The sequence below is a fragment of the Rhizobium sp. Root482 genome, assembly GCF_001426565.1.
Taxonomy (GTDB): Bacteria; Pseudomonadota; Alphaproteobacteria; order Rhizobiales; family Rhizobiaceae; genus Pararhizobium.
Genome location: NZ_LMFA01000024.1, coordinates 218,832 through 236,308, shown reverse-complemented (window position 1 = coordinate 236,308; position 17,477 = coordinate 218,832). Strand labels below are relative to the sequence as shown.

The following is a 17,477-nucleotide window of genomic DNA, read 5'->3' as shown; positions in this document are numbered from 1 at the left end:
CTGACACGACAGGGACACGGGATCATGTTCAAGAAGACGGTCATTGCGCTGGCAACATTGGCGGTGTTCGGCGCCACCGGCATTTCCTCGGCCTATGCCATCAATCTGGGAGCCACGCGCGGCGGCGCCAAAATCCAGCGGCAGACGTCGGTCGCACCGATCGCCTTTTCGCTCTATTGCCTCGATCATATCGCCGAGTGCACGAAAAGCGCCAAGTCGCAGGTTGCCTATACGTCGAAGATCCGGGGGCTTCTCGCCTCGGTCAATCGCTCCGTCAACCGCAGCATCCGTCCGCTCGCCGAGCGCCGCGACGTCTGGTCGCTCAATCCGCGCGCCGGGGATTGCGACGATTACGTCATGACCAAGCGCAGCCGCCTCATCCGCGCCGGCATTCCGGCAAGCGCGCTCAGGGTAGCGGTGGTTCGCACGCGGCGCGGCGAAGGCCATGCGATCCTGCTCGTCAAGACCTCTGCCGGCGAATTCGCCCTCGACAATCTGCGCAAGACGATCGTCAAGCGCAACCAGACCGGCTACCGCTTCCTGAGTGTCGCCTCCGCCGACCCGACCCGCTGGACGGCACACTGACCGGCCACACAACAACCCTTCCTATCCGTCTGGCGGGAAAGCGCGGCTTTCCCGCCAGTTGCTTTTTGTCCGATACGGTTGGACAAACCGGCGTCACCCCGCGAAAGGCCCCAAAGAGGGTTCACGCCAGCGCGCGAAGGTCTCTTCAATTTCCCTGATTTTCTGCTAGCACCTGAGGCGAATGAATAAGCGCGGCAGGCCAGCCGTCCTATGCTGGAGCGCCTGGGGGAGCAGGGATATGAGCTTTACCGAAACGACAAGGACATCGTGGTTCTCCCGGCTGAAGAACGGCCTTGCCGGCCTCATCATCGGCCCGCTTCTGGTATTGGGAATGATCTGGCTTTTGTCCTGGAACGAGGGGCGCTCGGTGCAGACCTATCGCGCCCTCAACGAGGGCGCCGGCATCGTCGTCTCGGTTGACAGCAATGCCGCCGATCCAGCCAATGAGGGCAGGCTCATTCATATTTCCGGCTCGGTCACGCCCGATGGCACGCCGGAGGATCCGGCCCTCGGCATGAGCGCCGAGGGGGCTGCCGGCCTCACCCGCAAGGTCGAGATGTACCAATGGGTCGAGGAAAAGAGCAGCGAGACCAGCAAGACCCTCGGCGGCGGTGAGGAAACGGTCACCACCTACAGCTACAAGAAGGAGTGGCGGCCGCGCCGGGTCGATTCCTCCGATTTCACGCAATCCGCACAGCATGAAAATCCCGACATGCCGATCGAGGGCGAGCGCTTCACGGTGGCCACGGCCAAGCTGGGCGTCTTCACGGTCGATGGCGAAACCGTCGCAAATCTCGGCACGGACAGTCCCGTCAAGCTGACGCCCGATGTCGTCCAGACCGTTGCCGCGGCGCTCGATGCAGACCGCCCGGTGAAGGCGGACGGCACGACGATCCACGTCTCGCGCAACCGGCAAAGTCCGGCGATCGGCGACCTGCGCATCAGCTTTCTGCGCGAGGATATTTCCGAGGCCAGTTTTGTCGGCGCGCAGAAAGGCACGAGCCTCATCCCCTACAAGGCCTCCAATGGCCGCGACCTCTTGCTGAGCGCCGCCGGCCGGGCAACGCCGGCCGAAATGTTCGATGCCGCCCAGAGCGAGAATACGCTGATCACCTGGCTGGTGCGGATCGGCGGGCTTGTCGGCATGTTCATCGGCTTCGCGATGATGTTGTCGATCCTCGGTATCGCCGCCGATGTCATCCCCTTCATCGGCTCGATCGTCGGCTTCGGCACCTCGGTGATCGCGGCGATCCTGACACTGCTCCTGGGGCCGCTGGTCATCGCCATCGCCTGGATTGCCTATCGCCCCGTTCTTGCAATCGCCGTCATCGCCATCGGCGCGCTCGCAGCCGGCGGACTGATCTATCTCAGGCGCAACCGGGCGCCACTCGCGAAGACAGCGCCGGTCTCGACATTCGGGCGCGGCTGAAGCACTTTCAGCCGCGCCGTCGATTCACCCGCCCACGGCGCGCCCATGAAAGACAGGCCGCAAGGCCGTAAGGTATCGATGTTTCTTGCCTCAAAAATCTTCTGGCTGCTCGCCCAGCCGCTGTCGCTGATCTTCTTTCTTCTGCTGGCGAGCTATATGTTCGGGGCCGCCGGCTTCAAGCGGCTGCATGGGGCGCTGGCGGGGATCGCCGCTACCCTGTTTTTCCTTACCCTGTTCACCAGCACCGGCGGCGTCCTGCTGCAGGCGCTCGAAAACCGCATCGCCCGGCCAGCAAACCTTCCCGCCGACCCCTCCTGCATCATCATTCTCGGCGGCGCCTTCGAAAACGAGGTGATCGCGGCACGCGGCGGCACGGAGTTCAACCAGGCGGCGGATCGCTTCATCGAGGGCGCGAAGCTGGCGAGGCGCTATCCGGCGGCGCGCATCCTCGTCTCCGGCGGCGACGGCTCGTTCAGCGGAACCTATGAAGGCGATGCGCACGCCTCCGAAGCCTTCTTTTCCGCCTTCGGCATTGCCCCGGAACGGCTGTTGCGCGAGGACCGGTCGCGGACCACCTCCGAAAATGCCGATAACAGCAAGGACATGCTCGAGAGCCACGGGCTTTCGAACTGTCTTCTCGTCACCTCGGCCTTCCACATGCCGCGCTCCGTCGGGCTGTTTCGCAAGCTCGGCCTGACGGTGACGCCCTGGCCTGTGGATTACCGCACCAGCAGCGTCCTCAATCTTTCCCTCGATTTCAGCCAGCCGTCGCTGAATGCACAACTGACGACCACCGCGATGCGCGAATGGACGGGCCTCCTCGCCTATTATCTCACCGGCCGGACGCATACACTTTTTCCGGATTGAGAGCGCCGTTGGCGGCAGGCGGTCCTGCCGTTGACGGCAGGGCGGCATTATGGTCCTTCTCGATCTCTGCGGAGGGGAAACATGCCGATCCTGGAAATTCTCGATTATGCCGGCGTGGCGGTTTTCGCCGCGACCGGGGCGCTCTCGGCATCGCGCAAGCAGCTCGACATCATCGGCTATCTGTTCCTCGCATCGGTGACCGGCATTGGCGGCGGCACGCTGCGCGACGTCATTCTCGGCGCCACGCCGGTGTTCTGGGTTACCAATCCGATCTATCTCGTCGTCTGCGCCGCCGTGAGCTTCCTCGTCTTCTTCTCCGCTCACCTGATGGAATCACGCTACCGGTACCTGCTCTGGCTGGATGCGATCGGCCTGTCCTCCTACAGCGTCATGGGTGCCGCCAAGGGGCTGGCGGCGACCGGCTCGCCAATCGTGGCGCTCGTCACCGGTATGCTGACGGCGACCTTCGGCGGCATCCTGCGCGATCTTCTGGCGGGCGAACCCTCGGTGCTGCGGCGCCCGGAAATCTACGTGACTGCCGCCCTTGCCGGCGCCGCCGTCTTTACCGCCGCCGACTGGCTCGGCGCGCCGCTTGTCGTCGCATCGACCCTCGGTGTCGCCACGGCCTTTGCGGTGCGCGGCGGCGCGTTGATTTACGGCTGGACCTTGCCGACCGGCGATCCGCGGCCGGGCCGGAATCCGGACGATGTGATGTGAGGCGGGAAAATCAGCCGCGCTTGCGGCGAAGGCGGATCACCACGTCGACATGGGCGATTTCCATGCCGTCGGGCGGCTCGGGCAGGTTGCCGATCGAGATATTGTTGACCGGGATATCGAGCACCTCATTATGGCCTTCCACGAAAAAATGATGGTGGTCGGAGACATTGGTGTCGAAATAGGTCCGGGCGCTTTCCACCGCCAGAACGCGGATCATGCCGGCTTCGGTGAACTGGTGCAGGGTGTTGTAGACTGTTGCCAGCGATACGGGAACGCCGGCCGCGACCGCTTCCTCGTGCAGTTCCTCCACCGTCAGGTGACGGTCGCCCTTGGCGAAAATCAGGTCCGAAAGCGCCATGCGCTGGCGCGTCGGCCTCAGGCCGGAGCGGCGCAGGCGTTCTTCCGAACAGATCTCGATGGCATTCGTCATGGAAACGGATCCGGACTTTCTGGCTATTGCGGAACAGTATTCGACCGCCGATATAACTTTTGCCGACAATGCTTTCAATAGACGTTAGCCGCCAGCGGCGGCCAAGGCGCGAAAAACAGCCCGAATCTTGGGGCAAAAGCCAATTATCTCTAGCTGTTGCACGCCCCTTCCTGTATGCGACGGCGGAAATAGGGCTTAGGCTTGGCGGGATGGAAAACGGCGAAACGACCTGGATTCGTCTGGCGATGCTTCAAATTGTGCCTATCTTGCTCTAAACCAAGTCAACCAAAAACGGATGCAGTGGGGAAACGACAGTTCATGACGACCAGACAATCCAGCTTCAACTATGAAGAAATCCTGACCTGCGGTCGTGGCGAACTGTTTGGACAGGGCAATGCCCAGCTGCCCCTGCCACCGATGCTGATGGTTCATCGCATCACCGATATTTCCGAAACCGGCGGCGCCTTCGACAAGGGCTATATCCGCGCCGAATATGACGTGCGTCCCGACGACTGGTATTTCCCCTGCCATTTCCAGGGCAATCCGATCATGCCGGGCTGCCTTGGCCTCGACGGCATGTGGCAGTTGACCGGCTTTTTCCTCGGCTGGCTCGGCGAGCCCGGTCGCGGCATGGCGCTGTCGACAGGCGAAGTGAAGTTCAAGGGCATGGTGCGCCCGGATACGAAGCTGCTCGAATATGGCATCGACTTCAAGCGCGTCATGCGTGGCCGCCTCGTGCTCGGCACGGCCGACGGTTGGCTGAAGGCCGATGGAGAGACGATCTATCAGGCCACCGACCTGCGCGTCGGCCTGTCGAAGGACAAGGAAGCCTAAGGCGGCGCGATAGCTGCCGGAAGCCTGAGGGCGGCGACAGCCGCCTTCGCAACGAGATGTTCTAGAAAAGGACAGAGATATGAGACGGGTAGTTGTCACAGGCCTGGGGGTCGTATCCTCCATCGGGAACAATGCTGACGAAGTGACGGCGTCCTTGCGCGATGCCCGCTCCGGCATCAGCTTCAGCCAGGATTTCGCCGACCACGGCTTCAAGTGCCAGGTCTGGGGAGCGCCGAACATCGACACGACCGATCTCGTCGACCGCCGGGCGGCGCGCTTCCTTTCGCAGGGCGGCATGTGGAACCATGTCGCCATGAAGCAGGCGATCGCCGATTCCGGCCTGGAAGACAGCGATGTCGGCGGCAATGAGCGCACCGGCATCATCATGGGCTCCGGCGGCCCCTCCACCCGCACGCTGATCGAAGCGGCCGACATCACCATCAAGAATAATTCGCCCAAGCGCATCGGCCCCTTTGCGGTGCCGAAGGCCATGTCCTCGACGGCCTCGGCCACGCTGGCCACCTGGTTCAAGATCTACGGCGTCAATTATTCGATCTCGTCGGCCTGCTCGACCTCGGCGCATTGCATCGGCAATGCCATGGAAATGATCCAGTGGGGCAAGCAGGACGTGATGTTCGCCGGCGGCCACGAGGATCTCGACTGGACCATGTCGAACCTGTTCGACGCCATGGGCGCCATGACCTCCAAGCACAACGCGACGCCGGCCACCGCATCGCGCGCCTACGACATTACCCGCGACGGCTTCGTCATTGCCGGCGGCGCCGGCGTGCTGATTCTGGAAGAACTGGAACATGCCAAGGCGCGCGGCGCCAAGATCTATGCCGAAATCACCGGCTATGGTGCCACCTCGGACGGCTACGACATGGTCGCCCCATCCGGCGAAGGCGCCGTGCGCTGCATGCGCCAGGCCCTTTCGACGGTCAAGGGCGAGGTCGACTACGTCAACACCCACGGCACCTCGACGCCGGTCGGCGACTCGAAGGAGATCGGCGCGATCCGCGAGGTCTTCGGCGACAGGATCCCGCATATCCAGTCGACCAAATCGCTTACCGGCCATTCGCTGGGTGCCGCAGGCGTGCAGGAATCGATCTATTCGCTCCTGATGATGCAGGCCGGCTTCATCGGCGAAAGCGCCCATATCACCGAACTCGATCCGGAATTCGAAGGCGTGCCGATCGTGCGCAAGCGCATCGACAATGCCAAGATCGATATCGCGCTGTCCAATTCCTTCGGTTTCGGCGGAACCAACGCAACGCTCGTTTTCCAGCGCTATAACGGATAAGCCAATGACCGGCATCATGAACGGAAAACGCGGCCTCATCATGGGCGTCGCCAATAGCCACTCGATCGCCTGGGGCATTGCCCAGGCGGTGGCGGCGGAAGGCGCGGAACTGGCCTTCACCTATCAGGGCGAGGCGCTCGGCAAGCGCGTCAAGCCGCTGGCGGCGGAACTGAAATCGGATATCCTGCTTCCCTGCGACGTCGAGGATATCGCCTCCGTCGATGCCGTCATCGATGCACTCAAGGAAAAATGGGGCAAGCTCGACTTCATCGTGCATGCCATCGGCTTTTCCGACAAGAACGAGTTGAAGGGCCTCTACGCCGATACGACGCGTGACAATTTCAGCCGCACCATGCTGATTTCCTGCTTCTCCTTCACCGAGATCGCCAAGCGCGCCGCCGAACTGATGACGGATGGCGGCACGATGCTGACGCTGACCTATGGCGGTTCCGTGCGGGTCATGCCGAACTACAATGTCATGGGCGTCGCCAAGGCCGCGCTCGAAGCCTCGGTGCGCTATCTGGCGGCCGATTACGGTGCGCGCGGCATCCGCGTCAACGCCATTTCGGCCGGACCGATCCGCACGCTGGCCGGCGCCGGCATTTCGGATGCGCGCGCCATGCTCTCCTGGCAGCAGAAGAACTCGCCCATGCGCCGTACAGTGACGATCGAGGATGTCGGCAGCTCTGCTCTCTACCTGCTTTCGGGCATGTCGCGCGGCGTGACCGGCGAAATCCACTATGTCGATTCCGGCTACAACATTACCTCGATGCCGGCGCTCGACACGCTGAACAAGGCGGACGCGGATTAAATTCCGCGCCGCTCATCCCTCGCCGCCTCTTGAATTTTGGCGCTGAACTTGCCAGTTCAGGGCCAAATCATCCAAGCCAAGCCGAGGTCACATCCGCATGATTGATGCCGCTGAAAAACCCGTCGAAAATCACGTTTTCGAAGCCGATGTCGCGCGCCTTCTGCATCTCATGGTGCATTCCGTCTATTCCGACAAGGACGTGTTCCTGCGCGAGCTGATTTCCAATGCGGCGGACGCCTGCGAGAAGCTACGCTACGAGGCGATCGCCGCACCGGACCTCATCGCTGACGATCCGGCGCCACGCATCACCCTGACGCTCGATGCCGACAACAACAACCTCGTGGTTGAAGACAATGGCATCGGCATGAGCCGCGCCGATATGGTCGAGGCGCTCGGCACCATCGCCCGCTCCGGCACCCGTGCCTTCATGGAGCGCGTCGAGGCGGCAAAGGCCGGCGAAGGCGCCCAGCTCATCGGCCAGTTCGGCGTCGGCTTCTATTCGGCCTTCATGGTCGCCGACAAGGTCGATGTCGTCTCGCGCCGCGCCGGCAGCGGCGAGGCCTTTCTCTGGTCGTCGGACGGCAAGGGCAGTTACACGGTGGCGGAAGCGGACCCGGCAGAGGCGCCGGCGCGTGGTACCCGCATCACGCTCCACCTGATGGATGATGCCAAGTCCTATACGTCGATATGGAGCGTCGAGCGTATCGTCAAGGACCAGTCCGGCCATGTGCCGGTGCCGATCGACCTGGTCGAGAAGCCCGGCGAGGAGCCCACGCGGATCGGCGACGGCACGGCGCTGTGGACGAAACCCCGCAGCGAGATCACGACGGAGGAATATGCCGATTTCTATCGCGGCGTCTCCGGCCAGTATGACGAGCCGGCCTTGACCGTGCATTTCCGCGCCGAAGGCCGGCACGAATATACCGGCCTTGCCTTCGTGCCGGAATCCAAGCCGATGGACATGTTCGATCCTTCCGCCAAGGGCCGCATGAAGCTCTATGTCAAGCGCGTCTTCATCACCGAGGATGCCGAGCTTCTGCCGCGCTATCTGCGTTTCGTGCGCGGTCTCGTCGATACGTCCGACCTGCCGCTCAACGTCTCGCGCGAGATGATCCAGGAAAGCCCGATCCTCGCCGCCATTCGCAAGGGCCTGACCAACCGGGTGCTGACAGCCATCGAGAAGCTGGCGGACAGTGATGCGGATAAATTCGGCAAGCTCTGGGACGCCTTCGGCGCCGTTCTGAAGGAAGGCATCTACGACGATTTCGAGCGCCGCGCCCAACTGATGGCGCTGTCACGCTTCCGCACCACTACGTCGGGCGAGACACAGCGGTCGCTTGCCGACTATGTCAAGGACATGAAGGACGCGCAGGCGGCGATCTATTACCTCACCGGCGACAATCTCGACCAGCTGAAGGCCTCGCCGCAGCTCGAGGGGTTTCGCGCCCGTGGCATCGAGGTGCTGCTGCTGACGGATTCGGTCGACAGTTTCTGGGTTACCGCCGCACCCGATTTCGAAGGAAAGCCGTTCAAATCCGTCACCCAGGGGAGCGCCGACCTTGCCCAGGTGCCGCAGACCGAGGGCGAGGCACCGGCAACACCGGAGACCCCGCAGGCAGTGAGCGATTTCATCGCCTTTGCGAAGACGACGCTTGGCGACGCGGTCTCCGACGTTCGGGCCTCCGAGCGGCTGACCGAAAGCGCCGTCTGCCTGGTGGCGCCGGAACAGGGCTATGACCGACAGCTGGAAAAATTGCTGCAGGGCGCCGGCCGGCTGGACATGGCCGCCCGACCGATCCTCGAGATCAATCCGAGCCACGGCCTGATCGCCGCCCTTTCCGCCGACGGCAGCGAGGAATTCCGCACGGATGCTGTCCAACTCCTCCTTGACCAGGCCCGCGTTCTCGATGGCGACAAGCCCCAGGACCCCCGCGCCTTCACTGAGCGCCTGTCGCGTCTGTTCGAGCGGGCGATGCGGGGCTGAAACTGAGCCGGCGCCTGCGGCTTCCCCCCTCTGTCGCTTCGTGACATCTCCCCCACAAGGGGGGAGATCATTCTTTTCCCTTATCTGCTTCTTAGTAAGACGGGCACGACATTCTCGGCCGATCTCCCCCCTTGAGGGGGAGATGTCCCGGAGGGACAGAGGGGGGTGAGGTGCGGCATACTCGGATGCAGATCGTGTTACAGGATTTTTCTGGCATTGCCTGTCAGGCACTCCACCAGAGAAGTAACCCTATTGCCAGAATGCCGCCGGTGACGAAGGCGAGGAGGAGTTTCCCAAGCGGGCGCGGCGCGCCGGTGGGCGCCTGCTCCGCGACGGGCAGGCCCGGCAGGAAGGCCATCGGTACTTCCGAAGGGCCGGCTCGGTCCTCGCCGCTATTGATATCCTTGACGATCACTTCCGCGACGCCCTCCGTGACGGGCGGGCGGTGCCCGGAACCTGAAACCATTGGCACACCCCATCGGCGTCTTAGCGTGTGGTCACGAAAGCGCGCGAGCCGTAGCTTCTACCCGTTTCGCCGATAAAGCAATCCGGCGGAAAGGCTCAGCGTTTGCCCCAGAGCACCTTGAAGCGGGCGTTGCGGCAGGTTTCGCCCCATTCCTTGAAGGTCTCTGCCATGACCGGCTCGTAGGGCATGCCGCGATTGGCGACCAGCATCAGCTTTCCGCCGATCTTCAGCGCCCGCGCGGCCGCCTTGATCATCGCGACGCCGAGCGCCGGGTCGGCGGCCTGGGTCTCATGGAAAGGTGGGTTCATGACGATCAGGTCGTATTTGTCGCGGGTTTCTTCCGATGTCAGGTCCTGCCAGAAGAAGCGGGTCGGCACATTCGGGCAATTGGCCTTGAGATTGGCACGGGCGGCTTCCAATGCGTGATGATCGGCCTCGAAAAGGTCGATTCCCTTCAGACCCGGCGATTTCTCGGCGAGCATCACCGACAGATAACCCCAGCCGGCGCCGAAATCGGCGGCATGGCCCTTGAAATCGTCCGGCAGGCGCGAGGCCAGAAGCTCTGAGCCGGCATCGACGCGCTCGTGCGAGAACATGCCGGGCGCCGCGTCGAAACGTCCCTCGACGCGAACCGGCTTCTTGGAGAATTTGGCAATCACATCGGCAACCTCTTCCGGCCGGCCGAACCAGAAGGCGATGCCGTGATATTTGGGCAGGCTGTCGCCACCCCAGCCGAGCTGGTTGACGCGCTTGCGCAGCGACTGGATGCCATCCTCCTTGCCGCCGGCGACGACGATCAGGCCGCCGACCTTGACCCGCTTCAGGGCTTCGGCGATGCGGTCCTCGTTCTCGCCCTTGTGCTTGCCGCAGAGGATGAGCGCCGCGTCATAGTCCTCGCCTTCGACGACGGGCGTCACCGCCGCCTTCGCCGCCTCCAGGCCCCTGTAGAGAGGCTTCAAGGCCTGAACCGCGGCGATCGAGCCTGCAAATTCCTCCGGCAGCCGATAGCCCGCCTCGGCCCCGAGAAACAGGACACGCTCGCCTTCGGCCGGGGCGGGTACCACGCCGGTCTCGAAAGGATGGAAAAGGGTCTTCAGCGTGTCGCGGCTCATCGTTGTGGTCCTCAAATTTGTCTGCGACATCGGAACCGATTCCGGCAGGACAAACGGTAGAAAATCGGTGCGAGCCCTGTTCGAACGGGCTCTCGGGGGATCAATAAAGAAAGGGCGCGGAACATTCCGCTCCGCGCCCATCGTCGTTCAAACGGCCGAGCGCTTATTCAGCAGCTTCGCCCTCGCCCTTGGCGATTTCCTTGCCGGTCGCCTGATCGACGACCTTCATGGAGAGGCGAACCTTGCCGCGCTCGTCGAAGCCCATCAGCTTGACCCAGACCTTGTCGCCTTCCTTGACGACGTCCGAGGTCTTGGCGACGCGATCGGCCGCCAGCTGCGAGATATGCACGAGGCCGTCACGCGGGCCGAAGAAGTTGACGAAGGCGCCGAAATCGGCGGTCTTGACGACCGTGCCTTCGTAGATCTGGCCGACTTCCGGTTCCGCGACGATCGAGTGGATCCACTTGCGGGCGGCTTCGATCTCCTTGGCCGAGGACGAGGCGATCTTGATCGTGCCATCGTCTTCGATGTTGACCTTGGCGCCGGTCTTCTCGACGATCTCGCGGATGACCTTGCCGCCCGAACCGATGACTTCACGGATCTTGTCGACCGGGATGTTCATCACTTCGATGCGCGGAGCAAATTCGCCGAGCTGGCCACGGCCTTCGGAGATGGCGTTGGCCATTTCGCCGAGGATGTATTTGCGGCCGCCCTGCGCCTGGCTCAGCGCAACCTTCATGATCTCTTCGGTGATGCCGGCGATCTTGATGTCCATCTGCAGCGAGGTGATGCCGTCGGCGGTGCCTGCGACCTTGAAGTCCATGTCGCCGAGGTGATCCTCGTCGCCAAGAATGTCGGAGAGAACGGCGAAGCGTTCACCTTCGAGGATCAGGCCCATGGCGATACCGGCGACCGGCTTTGCCAGCGGAACACCGGCATCCATCAGCGCCAGCGAGGTGCCGCAGACGGTTGCCATCGAGGAGGAACCGTTGGACTCGGTGATTTCCGAGACGACGCGGAGCGTATAGGGGAACTGGTCCGCGCTCGGCAGCATCGGACGGATGGCGCGCCAGGCGAGCTTGCCATGGCCGATTTCGCGGCGGCCCGGGGAGCCCATGCGACCGGTTTCACCGACCGAATAGGGCGGGAAGTTGTAGTGCAGCAGGAACTTTTCCTTGTACATGCCGGTGAGGCTATCGACATACTGCTCGTCTTCGCCGGTGCCGAGCGTGGCAACGACGATCGCCTGGGTTTCGCCGCGGGTGAAGAGCGCCGAACCGTGGGTACGCGGCAGGATGCCGACTTCGGACACGATCGCACGAACCTTGTCGAGATCGCGGCCGTCGATGCGGCTCTTGGTGTCGAGGATGTTCCAGCGAACGATCTTGGCCTGCAGGTGCTTGAAGACGGCACCGATGACTTCATTGGTGTATTTCGGCTCTGCGCCTTCGGGGAAGAAATGCGCCTTCACTTTGGCCTTGACGGCGTCGACAGCAGCGTAGCGTTCCGCCTTCTGGGTGTTCTTGTAGGCGGCGCGCAGTTCGGTTTCGGCAATGCCGAGCATTTCGGCTTCGAGTTCCGAATGATCTTCCGGCTGGAAGTCGCGCGGCTCCTTGGCGGCCACTTCGGCGAGCTTGATGATCGCGTCGATGACCGGCTGGAAGCCCTTGTGACCGAACATCACGGCGCCGAGCATGATCTCTTCGTTGAGTTCCTTGGCTTCGGATTCCACCATCAGGACGGCGTCCTGCGTACCGGCGACGACCAGATCCAGAACCGATTCCGGCATTTCATCGTGATGCGGGTTGAGGACGTACTGGCCGTTGATATAGCCGACGCGCGCACCGCCGACCGGGCCCATGAAGGGAACGCCGGAAATCGTCAGGGCTGCGGAAGCGGCGACCATCGACAGGACGTCCGGATCATTTTCGAGATCGTGCTGGACAACGGTGACGACGACCTGGGTGTCGTTCTTGTAGCCTTCGGGAAACAGCGGGCGGATCGGACGGTCGATCAGGCGGGAAACCAGCGTTTCCTTTTCCGACGGACGACCTTCGCGCTTGAAATAGCCGCCCGGGATCTTGCCGGCGGCATAGGTCTTTTCCTGATAGTTGACGGTGAGCGGGAAGAAATCCTGGCCCGGCTTCGGCGACTTGGCCGAAACGACGGTGGCCAGAACGATGGTTTCGCCGTAGGTGGCGAGAACGGCGCCGTCAGCCTGACGGGCGATCTTGCCGGTTTCGAGCTTGAGCGGGCGTCCTGCCCATTCAATTTCTACCGTATGAGTATCGAACATGTTGTGTCCTTCATGTGCGGGAAATCCGCGCCGCAGCCTCGATCGGCGCGGGCGGTCCGCAGCTATGACGCATCACGGGCAAGACAACGGGAGGCTTCGATATGGCTGGCGGTCGTTCCGCTCCTGAAAGCCATTGCCTTCCGGTGCCTGGAAACGAGCAAGCGCCGAAGCATCCTGCAATCCTGCCCCATGACAGGTCATCGGTTGGTTCCGCAGAGCCGGCCCATCCGGTCTGCTGGATCATCCGCTTCGGCGGGGCCGCAAGGGCTGGTCCGGAAGCGTAGAAGGCGGGACGATTCCCGCGGAAAAACGAGCCGGCGGGCTCCTCGCTGGAGGACCCCGCCGGATGGTAAGCTTAGCGGCGAATGCCGAGAGCGCTGATCAGCTTGGTGTAGCGCGCCTCTTCCTTCTTCTTGAGATAATCAAGAAGCGAACGGCGGCTGGAAACCATTGCCAGAAGGCCACGACGCGAGTGGTTGTCCTTCTTGTGGCCCTTGAAGTGTTCGGTCAGATTGTTGATCCGCTCGGTGAGGATCGCAACCTGGACTTCCGGAGAACCGGTGTCGCCTTCGACGGTTGCATATTCCTTGATAAGCGCAGCCTTGCGCTCTGCAGTGATCGACATCGTGTCATCCTTTCGATGGTGAGGATTTAGGGTCGCCGGCAGCCGGGATGTCGTCTAGCTGCGGCCATGAAGGCAAAAGGCCGCAGATGCGCGGGCCCGATGCTGGCGCTGCCTATAAACCATCCCATGACAAAAGGAAAGAGGGCGTGAAAGCCGCTCCGGCAACGGGAAAGGCGGCAGGGAGCGGACCGGCCTCAGCGCGCCGCCGGGAGATGCTCGTTCAGCCTTTCGCGAGGGATCGTCACCCGCCATTCGATGCCGTCCGCATGCAGCGTCCGGTTCAGTTCGGCGCCGAGTACCATGGCAAGCATGCGCTCCAGCACCATCGTGCCGAAGCCCTTGCGCATCGGGCGGATTTCGGGGTCGAGATCGGCGCCGCTTTCACGCCAGGTCAAGCAGAACAGCTCGCCGGCCAGCCACCAATCGAGCGTGATCAAGCCGCGTCCATTGGCAAGCGCTCCGTATTTCGTCGCATTGGTCGCCAACTCGTGCAGGGCCATGCCCAAAGTCTGCGACACCTGCGCATCAAGCCGGACAGGCGGACCGGACAGGCGGACGCGCTCGGGATCGTCGGGAATGAAGGGCTGAAGCTGGTTCTGGGCAAGCTCGTGGAAATCGACGCCCTGAGCGGCATTGGCGATCATCAGGTCAGTGGAGCGGGCAAGGCCGGAGATCCGCTTTCGGAAGGATTCGGCAAAATCCTGGCTGCTTTCCGAGGTATTCAGCGACTGGTTCAGCATCGACTGGATCACGGTCAGCTGGTTCTTGGAGCGATGGGCGACCTCGCGCATCAGGAACCGGATCTCGTTTTCCGCCTTGGCGCGGGCAAGCGCCGCTTCCGCAAGGGCCGCCGACACCGTCTCGACCTCGGAGATCATATGGCTGCGCGGCGCGATCGGCCGTCCGGCGCCAAGCAGATGCGCGTCGCGGGCAAGAAGCGTGACGCCCTGCGCCAGGAGACGGGCGATGGCGAAGGAGCCGAGCACGGCGCAGACGGCTGAAAGGATGCCAACCAGCACCAGCCAGAAATAGGACCAATAGGCAGGCGCATCGACATCCGCGCTTTTGGCCCAGGCAACGATCTTCCAGCCGGTCACAAGCGAAAATTCGGTGACGGTGCGGTAGTTGACCCCTTCATGCTCCACATCGCCGACGCCGACGCGCAGCGCCGGAACAATGTCGAGGAAGAAGGGGCGACCGGTTTGCAGCTCTGCATCGGAAGATGCGATCAGGTTTCCGGCCGCGTCGATCAGCGCCGCGTTCCAGCCCGCCGACAGTACATCCCGGCTCACCGCCCTCTGCATGCTGTCGGCATCCTGTGTCAAGGTCAGCAGATAGCGATGATTGCCGACCGGCGTGGTGACGGGCAGATAGACGTTATAGACCCATTTCTGTGCCGTCTTGCCGAAAAAGATATTGCTGATCAGCGGCGCACTGCTCTTGAATGCCTGGTCAATGGAAGCGGAATCGGAGGATTTGGCAAGGGGCGTGCCGTAGGGGACGCGCGTGTTGAACAACTGGTTGTGCGCACCGTCGATGAGAATGAGATGGGAATCGGTGCCTGCAAGCGCCGTCGAGGCGCGCTCGTAGAAGGATTGAAGATCGCCGGTATCGATGGAGCGCGCCGTCGATAGAACCCGCAGCGTGGTCAATATGCTGTCGACCTGCCGCTCGACCACCCGCGTGACGGAGCCGGTGGAGGCCATGAGCAAAGCACCGACGACCTTCTCCTGCTCATCGGTGCTGCGCTTGAGGATGAACAGCGAAAACAGGAAAGACGGCACGAGCGCGATCGCCAGCAATGCCGCAAGATAGAAGGACAGGGGGCGACGCAGACGCGAACGCAGCCGGGCCAGGAAGGCCAGTCCGGTCGGCGCCGTGCCCCGCTCGCCACCGCTGAACAGGCGTTTACTCATACCGTCGCCGATCGTGCCATCCCCCGATATTCCCCCGGTCCGCATCCGGGCGAATCTCACCCGTCAGGGGCCGATCATGCGTCACGCCGACGGCGATGGCAAACCGCAAGATATGGCGGGACGGCGGACGCATGCTCAGCCGGAAACGAAGACGCGCTTGGGGCGAAACTCGCCCTCGCCGATCTCGCCGATCGCCACCAGCTTGCCGCGCGAGGTCGCATAGGCTTCCGGCTCGGCAAGCGGTGCATCGCGGCCGCGCAGGATGATGGGATTGCCCATTTTCAGGCGATGCGCCTGGTCCTCGCTGATGGCGATATGCGGCAGGTTCGACAGGGCCTCGCCGGTATCGATCAGGAAGGCGTCGAGGGCCTGCAGCCGCTCGGCGTCGTCCTCGATCTTTTCCAGCGCGACCAGATCCGCCAGCGGCACCATCATGTCCTCGGCAAAGGGCGCGACGAAACTGCGGCGCAGCGAGGCGATGTGGCCGAAACAGCCGAGATCGCGGCCGAAATCGCGCGCCAGCGAGCGCACATAGGTGCCCTTGCCGCATTCGATCTCGAAATGGGCAAGGTTCGGCGTACAGCCGAGCAGCGACAGGCGGAACACTTCCACCTCGCGGGCGGGAATATCGACAGTCTCGCCTTCGCGGGCCAGGTCATAGGCCCGGTTGCCGTCGATCTTGATGGCGGAAAACTGCGGCGGCACCTGGCTGATGACGCCGGTATATTTGGGCAGCAGCGCGCGGATATCCTCCTCCGTCGGGCGAAGATCGGAGGACTGCACGACCTCGCCCTCCAGGTCGTCGGTCGAGCGCTCCTCGCCCCAGGCAACCGCGAATTCGTAGATCTTGCGCCCGTCCATGACATAGGGAACGGTTTTCGTCGCATCGCCCAGCGCGATCGGCAGCATGCCGGAGGCCAGCGGATCGAGCGTGCCGGCATGACCGGCCTTCTGCGCCTTGAACAGCCATTTGATCTTCGACACGGCTTCCGTCGAGCCGAAATCGAGCGGCTTGTCGAGGATCAGCCAGCCGGAAACCGGGCGGCCCTTGGGTTTGCGAGGTCTTGACATTCTTATGCTCTTTTTCGGCTTATGCTCTTTTTTTGCGGAAGGTCGCGGCCGTCCTGGCAATGCTGCCATCGGGCATTTTCTGGCTGTTGCCCTTGTCATATCCCAAGGCGTAAAGCCGCCTTGCGATCAGATAGCCGGCGGCGATCGTCGCGCCATTGTCCGCCCGGTAATCTTCACCCAGATGCTCGACGAGAAGCGGCTCGATGGCGCCGAGCGGCGGCTTGCCGGCGGCGGCGGCCTCAAGCAACAGTTTCTCGTTATACGGCGCGTCGATCACCGCTTCGAGCGCCTTCATCTCGCGGTCGCCATGGGCGATGTCGCTACCCCGGCGGAACGGCAGGCCCGAGGCGACCATCATTTCCACGAGGCGGACGGCCTCGACATTGTCGAAGCGGGCAAGGCCGCTGCGGTAGAATGTCTGGCGCTGCTCGAAGGACCATCCGTTCAGCTCGTCGAGACCGATATGCTTTGCCATCACGCCCCGTTTTTATCGTTCGGGCCGTCTTCGTCCTTCAGGTCGCGAAGGACTTCGGGAGACCGCAGCAAGGCGTCGATCTTCTTGTAATTGTCGAAGCTGGTATCATCGCGGAAGCGCACTTCCGGCATGTATTTCATCTGGCGCAGATGCGGCGACAACCGGCCGCGAATATATTTCGCGTTACGGTTCAGCGCCTCGATGGTGGCGGCGTGATCGGCAATGCCGAGCGGCGTCACGAAGGCGGTGGCAATCTTCAGGTCGGGCGACATGCGCACTTCGGAAATCGAGATCACCGTCGTTTCGATCAGCGGATCGCGCACCTCGCCGCGCTGCAGCACCTGGGTCAGGGCTGCGCGAACCTGTTCGCCGACCCTCAGCATGCGCTGCGAGGGGTCAGAGGATGTAGCTTTGCTCATGGTTTTTCCGCTGTCTGGCGTTTCAAGGAACGCGACCAAGGGCGTGCAATGCTACTTTCGGGGCAAAAGGTCAAGGCTGGTCGATGAAACCGGCTGGTCGCGCGGGCCGGGCACGCGCCCAAAAAGCCTCTTGAAAG

The 17,477-nt window shown here is 62.8% G+C and carries 17 protein-coding genes; 8 read left to right on the top strand and 9 right to left on the bottom strand.

Annotated elements, in window-relative coordinates; translation table 11 throughout:
- Positions 1-24 precede the first annotated feature (24 nt).
- The 4 genes from ASD31_RS21375 to ASD31_RS21360 all read left to right on the top strand — a co-directional run bounded on the left by ASD31_RS21375 (position 25) and on the right by ASD31_RS21360 (position 3,598).
- Positions 25-585 carry a transglutaminase-like cysteine peptidase gene (locus ASD31_RS21375; RefSeq protein WP_056338850.1) on the top strand — a complete coding sequence of 187 codons (561 nt, stop codon included), beginning with the start codon at positions 25-27 and terminating at the stop codon, positions 583-585.
- A 238-nt stretch (positions 586-823) separates the two neighbouring features.
- Positions 824-2,014, top strand: a complete 1,191-nt coding sequence (locus ASD31_RS21370) for a TMEM43 family protein (protein ID WP_056338849.1) — start codon at positions 824-826, stop codon at positions 2,012-2,014.
- 78 nt (positions 2,015-2,092) lie between these two features.
- Positions 2,093-2,881, top strand: coding sequence for a YdcF family protein (locus tag ASD31_RS21365; protein ID WP_056338847.1), 789 nt, complete (start codon positions 2,093-2,095; stop codon positions 2,879-2,881).
- 81 nt (positions 2,882-2,962) lie between these two features.
- Positions 2,963-3,598 carry a trimeric intracellular cation channel family protein gene (locus ASD31_RS21360; RefSeq protein ID WP_056338845.1) on the top strand — a complete coding sequence of 212 codons (636 nt, stop codon included), beginning with the start codon at positions 2,963-2,965 and terminating at the stop codon, positions 3,596-3,598.
- A 10-nt stretch (positions 3,599-3,608) separates the two neighbouring features.
- Here the strand turns inward: ASD31_RS21360 and irrA are convergent, their stop codons facing one another.
- Positions 3,609-4,028 (bottom strand): iron response transcriptional regulator IrrA, encoded by a 420-nt coding sequence (gene irrA / locus ASD31_RS21355; RefSeq protein WP_056338843.1) that lies wholly within the window; start codon positions 4,026-4,028, stop codon positions 3,609-3,611.
- A gap of 318 nt (positions 4,029-4,346) precedes the next feature.
- Between irrA and fabA the strand changes: the two genes are divergently transcribed.
- The 4 genes from fabA to htpG all read left to right on the top strand — a co-directional run bounded on the left by fabA (position 4,347) and on the right by htpG (position 8,960).
- On the top strand, positions 4,347-4,862 hold the full coding sequence (fabA, locus tag ASD31_RS21350; protein ID WP_056338841.1) for a 3-hydroxyacyl-[acyl-carrier-protein] dehydratase FabA: 516 nt from the start codon (positions 4,347-4,349) through the stop codon (positions 4,860-4,862).
- 79 nt (positions 4,863-4,941) lie between these two features.
- Positions 4,942-6,165 carry a beta-ketoacyl-ACP synthase I gene (gene fabB / locus ASD31_RS21345; protein WP_056338839.1) on the top strand — a complete coding sequence of 408 codons (1,224 nt, stop codon included), beginning with the start codon at positions 4,942-4,944 and terminating at the stop codon, positions 6,163-6,165.
- A 4-nt stretch (positions 6,166-6,169) separates the two neighbouring features.
- Complete coding sequence (gene fabI / locus ASD31_RS21340; RefSeq protein WP_056338837.1) at positions 6,170-6,976, top strand: enoyl-ACP reductase FabI; 807 nt, start codon at positions 6,170-6,172, stop codon at positions 6,974-6,976.
- A gap of 97 nt (positions 6,977-7,073) precedes the next feature.
- Positions 7,074-8,960 (top strand): molecular chaperone HtpG, encoded by a 1,887-nt coding sequence (gene htpG, locus ASD31_RS21335; protein ID WP_056338835.1) that lies wholly within the window; start codon positions 7,074-7,076, stop codon positions 8,958-8,960.
- Between the two features lie 223 nt (positions 8,961-9,183).
- Here the strand turns inward: htpG and ASD31_RS21330 are convergent, their stop codons facing one another.
- From ASD31_RS21330 to rbfA, 8 genes are all read right to left on the bottom strand, one after another.
- Complete coding sequence (locus ASD31_RS21330) at positions 9,184-9,426, bottom strand: hypothetical protein (RefSeq protein WP_056338833.1); 243 nt, start codon at positions 9,424-9,426, stop codon at positions 9,184-9,186.
- 95 nt (positions 9,427-9,521) lie between these two features.
- Positions 9,522-10,538: a class I SAM-dependent methyltransferase gene (locus ASD31_RS21325; RefSeq protein WP_056339151.1), complete on the bottom strand. Its 1,017-nt coding sequence runs from the start codon at positions 10,536-10,538 to the stop codon at positions 9,522-9,524.
- 163 nt (positions 10,539-10,701) lie between these two features.
- Positions 10,702-12,834, bottom strand: coding sequence for a polyribonucleotide nucleotidyltransferase (pnp, locus tag ASD31_RS21320; RefSeq protein ID WP_056338831.1), 2,133 nt, complete (start codon positions 12,832-12,834; stop codon positions 10,702-10,704).
- A 355-nt stretch (positions 12,835-13,189) separates the two neighbouring features.
- Positions 13,190-13,459, bottom strand: a complete 270-nt coding sequence (gene rpsO, locus ASD31_RS21315; RefSeq protein ID WP_056338830.1) for a 30S ribosomal protein S15 — start codon at positions 13,457-13,459, stop codon at positions 13,190-13,192.
- A gap of 194 nt (positions 13,460-13,653) precedes the next feature.
- The gene (locus ASD31_RS21310) at positions 13,654-15,375 is read right to left on the bottom strand and encodes a sensor histidine kinase (protein ID WP_056339149.1); all 1,722 of its coding nucleotides are present in this window, start codon (positions 15,373-15,375) and stop codon (positions 13,654-13,656) included.
- A gap of 135 nt (positions 15,376-15,510) precedes the next feature.
- The gene (gene truB / locus ASD31_RS21305; protein WP_056338827.1) at positions 15,511-16,446 is read right to left on the bottom strand and encodes a tRNA pseudouridine(55) synthase TruB; all 936 of its coding nucleotides are present in this window, start codon (positions 16,444-16,446) and stop codon (positions 15,511-15,513) included.
- Positions 16,447-16,465: 19 nt separating this feature from the next.
- Entirely contained in the window at positions 16,466-16,921 is a 456-nt protein-coding gene (locus tag ASD31_RS21300) for a hypothetical protein (RefSeq protein WP_056338826.1), read from the bottom strand.
- Entirely contained in the window at positions 16,921-17,340 is a 420-nt protein-coding gene (gene rbfA / locus ASD31_RS21295) for a 30S ribosome-binding factor RbfA (RefSeq protein ID WP_056338824.1), read from the bottom strand. The genes ASD31_RS21300 and rbfA overlap by 1 nt, the downstream gene beginning before the upstream one ends.
- Positions 17,341-17,477 lie beyond the last annotated feature (137 nt).

Bases quoted from the DNA above. Each gene is read 5' to 3' on its own strand.
- rbfA (WP_056338824.1), bottom strand. From the start codon at position 17,340: ATGAGCAAAGCTACATCCTCTGACCCCTCGCAGCGCATGCTGAGGGTC.
- truB (WP_056338827.1), bottom strand. From the start codon at position 16,446: ATGTCAAGACCTCGCAAACCCAAGGGCCGCCCGGTTTCCGGCTGGCTG.
- ASD31_RS21325 (WP_056339151.1), bottom strand. From the start codon at position 10,538: ATGAGCCGCGACACGCTGAAGACCCTTTTCCATCCTTTCGAGACCGGC.
- fabB (WP_056338839.1), top strand. From the start codon at position 4,942: ATGAGACGGGTAGTTGTCACAGGCCTGGGGGTCGTATCCTCCATCGGG.
- ASD31_RS21300 (WP_056338826.1), bottom strand. From the start codon at position 16,921: ATGGCAAAGCATATCGGTCTCGACGAGCTGAACGGATGGTCCTTCGAG.
- ASD31_RS21365 (WP_056338847.1), top strand. From the start codon at position 2,093: ATGTTTCTTGCCTCAAAAATCTTCTGGCTGCTCGCCCAGCCGCTGTCG.
- fabI (WP_056338837.1), top strand. From the start codon at position 6,170: ATGACCGGCATCATGAACGGAAAACGCGGCCTCATCATGGGCGTCGCC.
- irrA (WP_056338843.1), bottom strand. From the start codon at position 4,028: ATGACGAATGCCATCGAGATCTGTTCGGAAGAACGCCTGCGCCGCTCC.
- ASD31_RS21360 (WP_056338845.1), top strand. From the start codon at position 2,963: ATGCCGATCCTGGAAATTCTCGATTATGCCGGCGTGGCGGTTTTCGCC.
- fabA (WP_056338841.1), top strand. From the start codon at position 4,347: ATGACGACCAGACAATCCAGCTTCAACTATGAAGAAATCCTGACCTGC.
- ASD31_RS21330 (WP_056338833.1), bottom strand. From the start codon at position 9,426: ATGGTTTCAGGTTCCGGGCACCGCCCGCCCGTCACGGAGGGCGTCGCG.
- pnp (WP_056338831.1), bottom strand. From the start codon at position 12,834: ATGTTCGATACTCATACGGTAGAAATTGAATGGGCAGGACGCCCGCTC.
- ASD31_RS21370 (WP_056338849.1), top strand. From the start codon at position 824: ATGAGCTTTACCGAAACGACAAGGACATCGTGGTTCTCCCGGCTGAAG.
- ASD31_RS21375 (WP_056338850.1), top strand. From the start codon at position 25: ATGTTCAAGAAGACGGTCATTGCGCTGGCAACATTGGCGGTGTTCGGC.
- htpG (WP_056338835.1), top strand. From the start codon at position 7,074: ATGATTGATGCCGCTGAAAAACCCGTCGAAAATCACGTTTTCGAAGCC.
- ASD31_RS21310 (WP_056339149.1), bottom strand. From the start codon at position 15,375: ATGAGTAAACGCCTGTTCAGCGGTGGCGAGCGGGGCACGGCGCCGACC.
- rpsO (WP_056338830.1), bottom strand. From the start codon at position 13,459: ATGTCGATCACTGCAGAGCGCAAGGCTGCGCTTATCAAGGAATATGCA.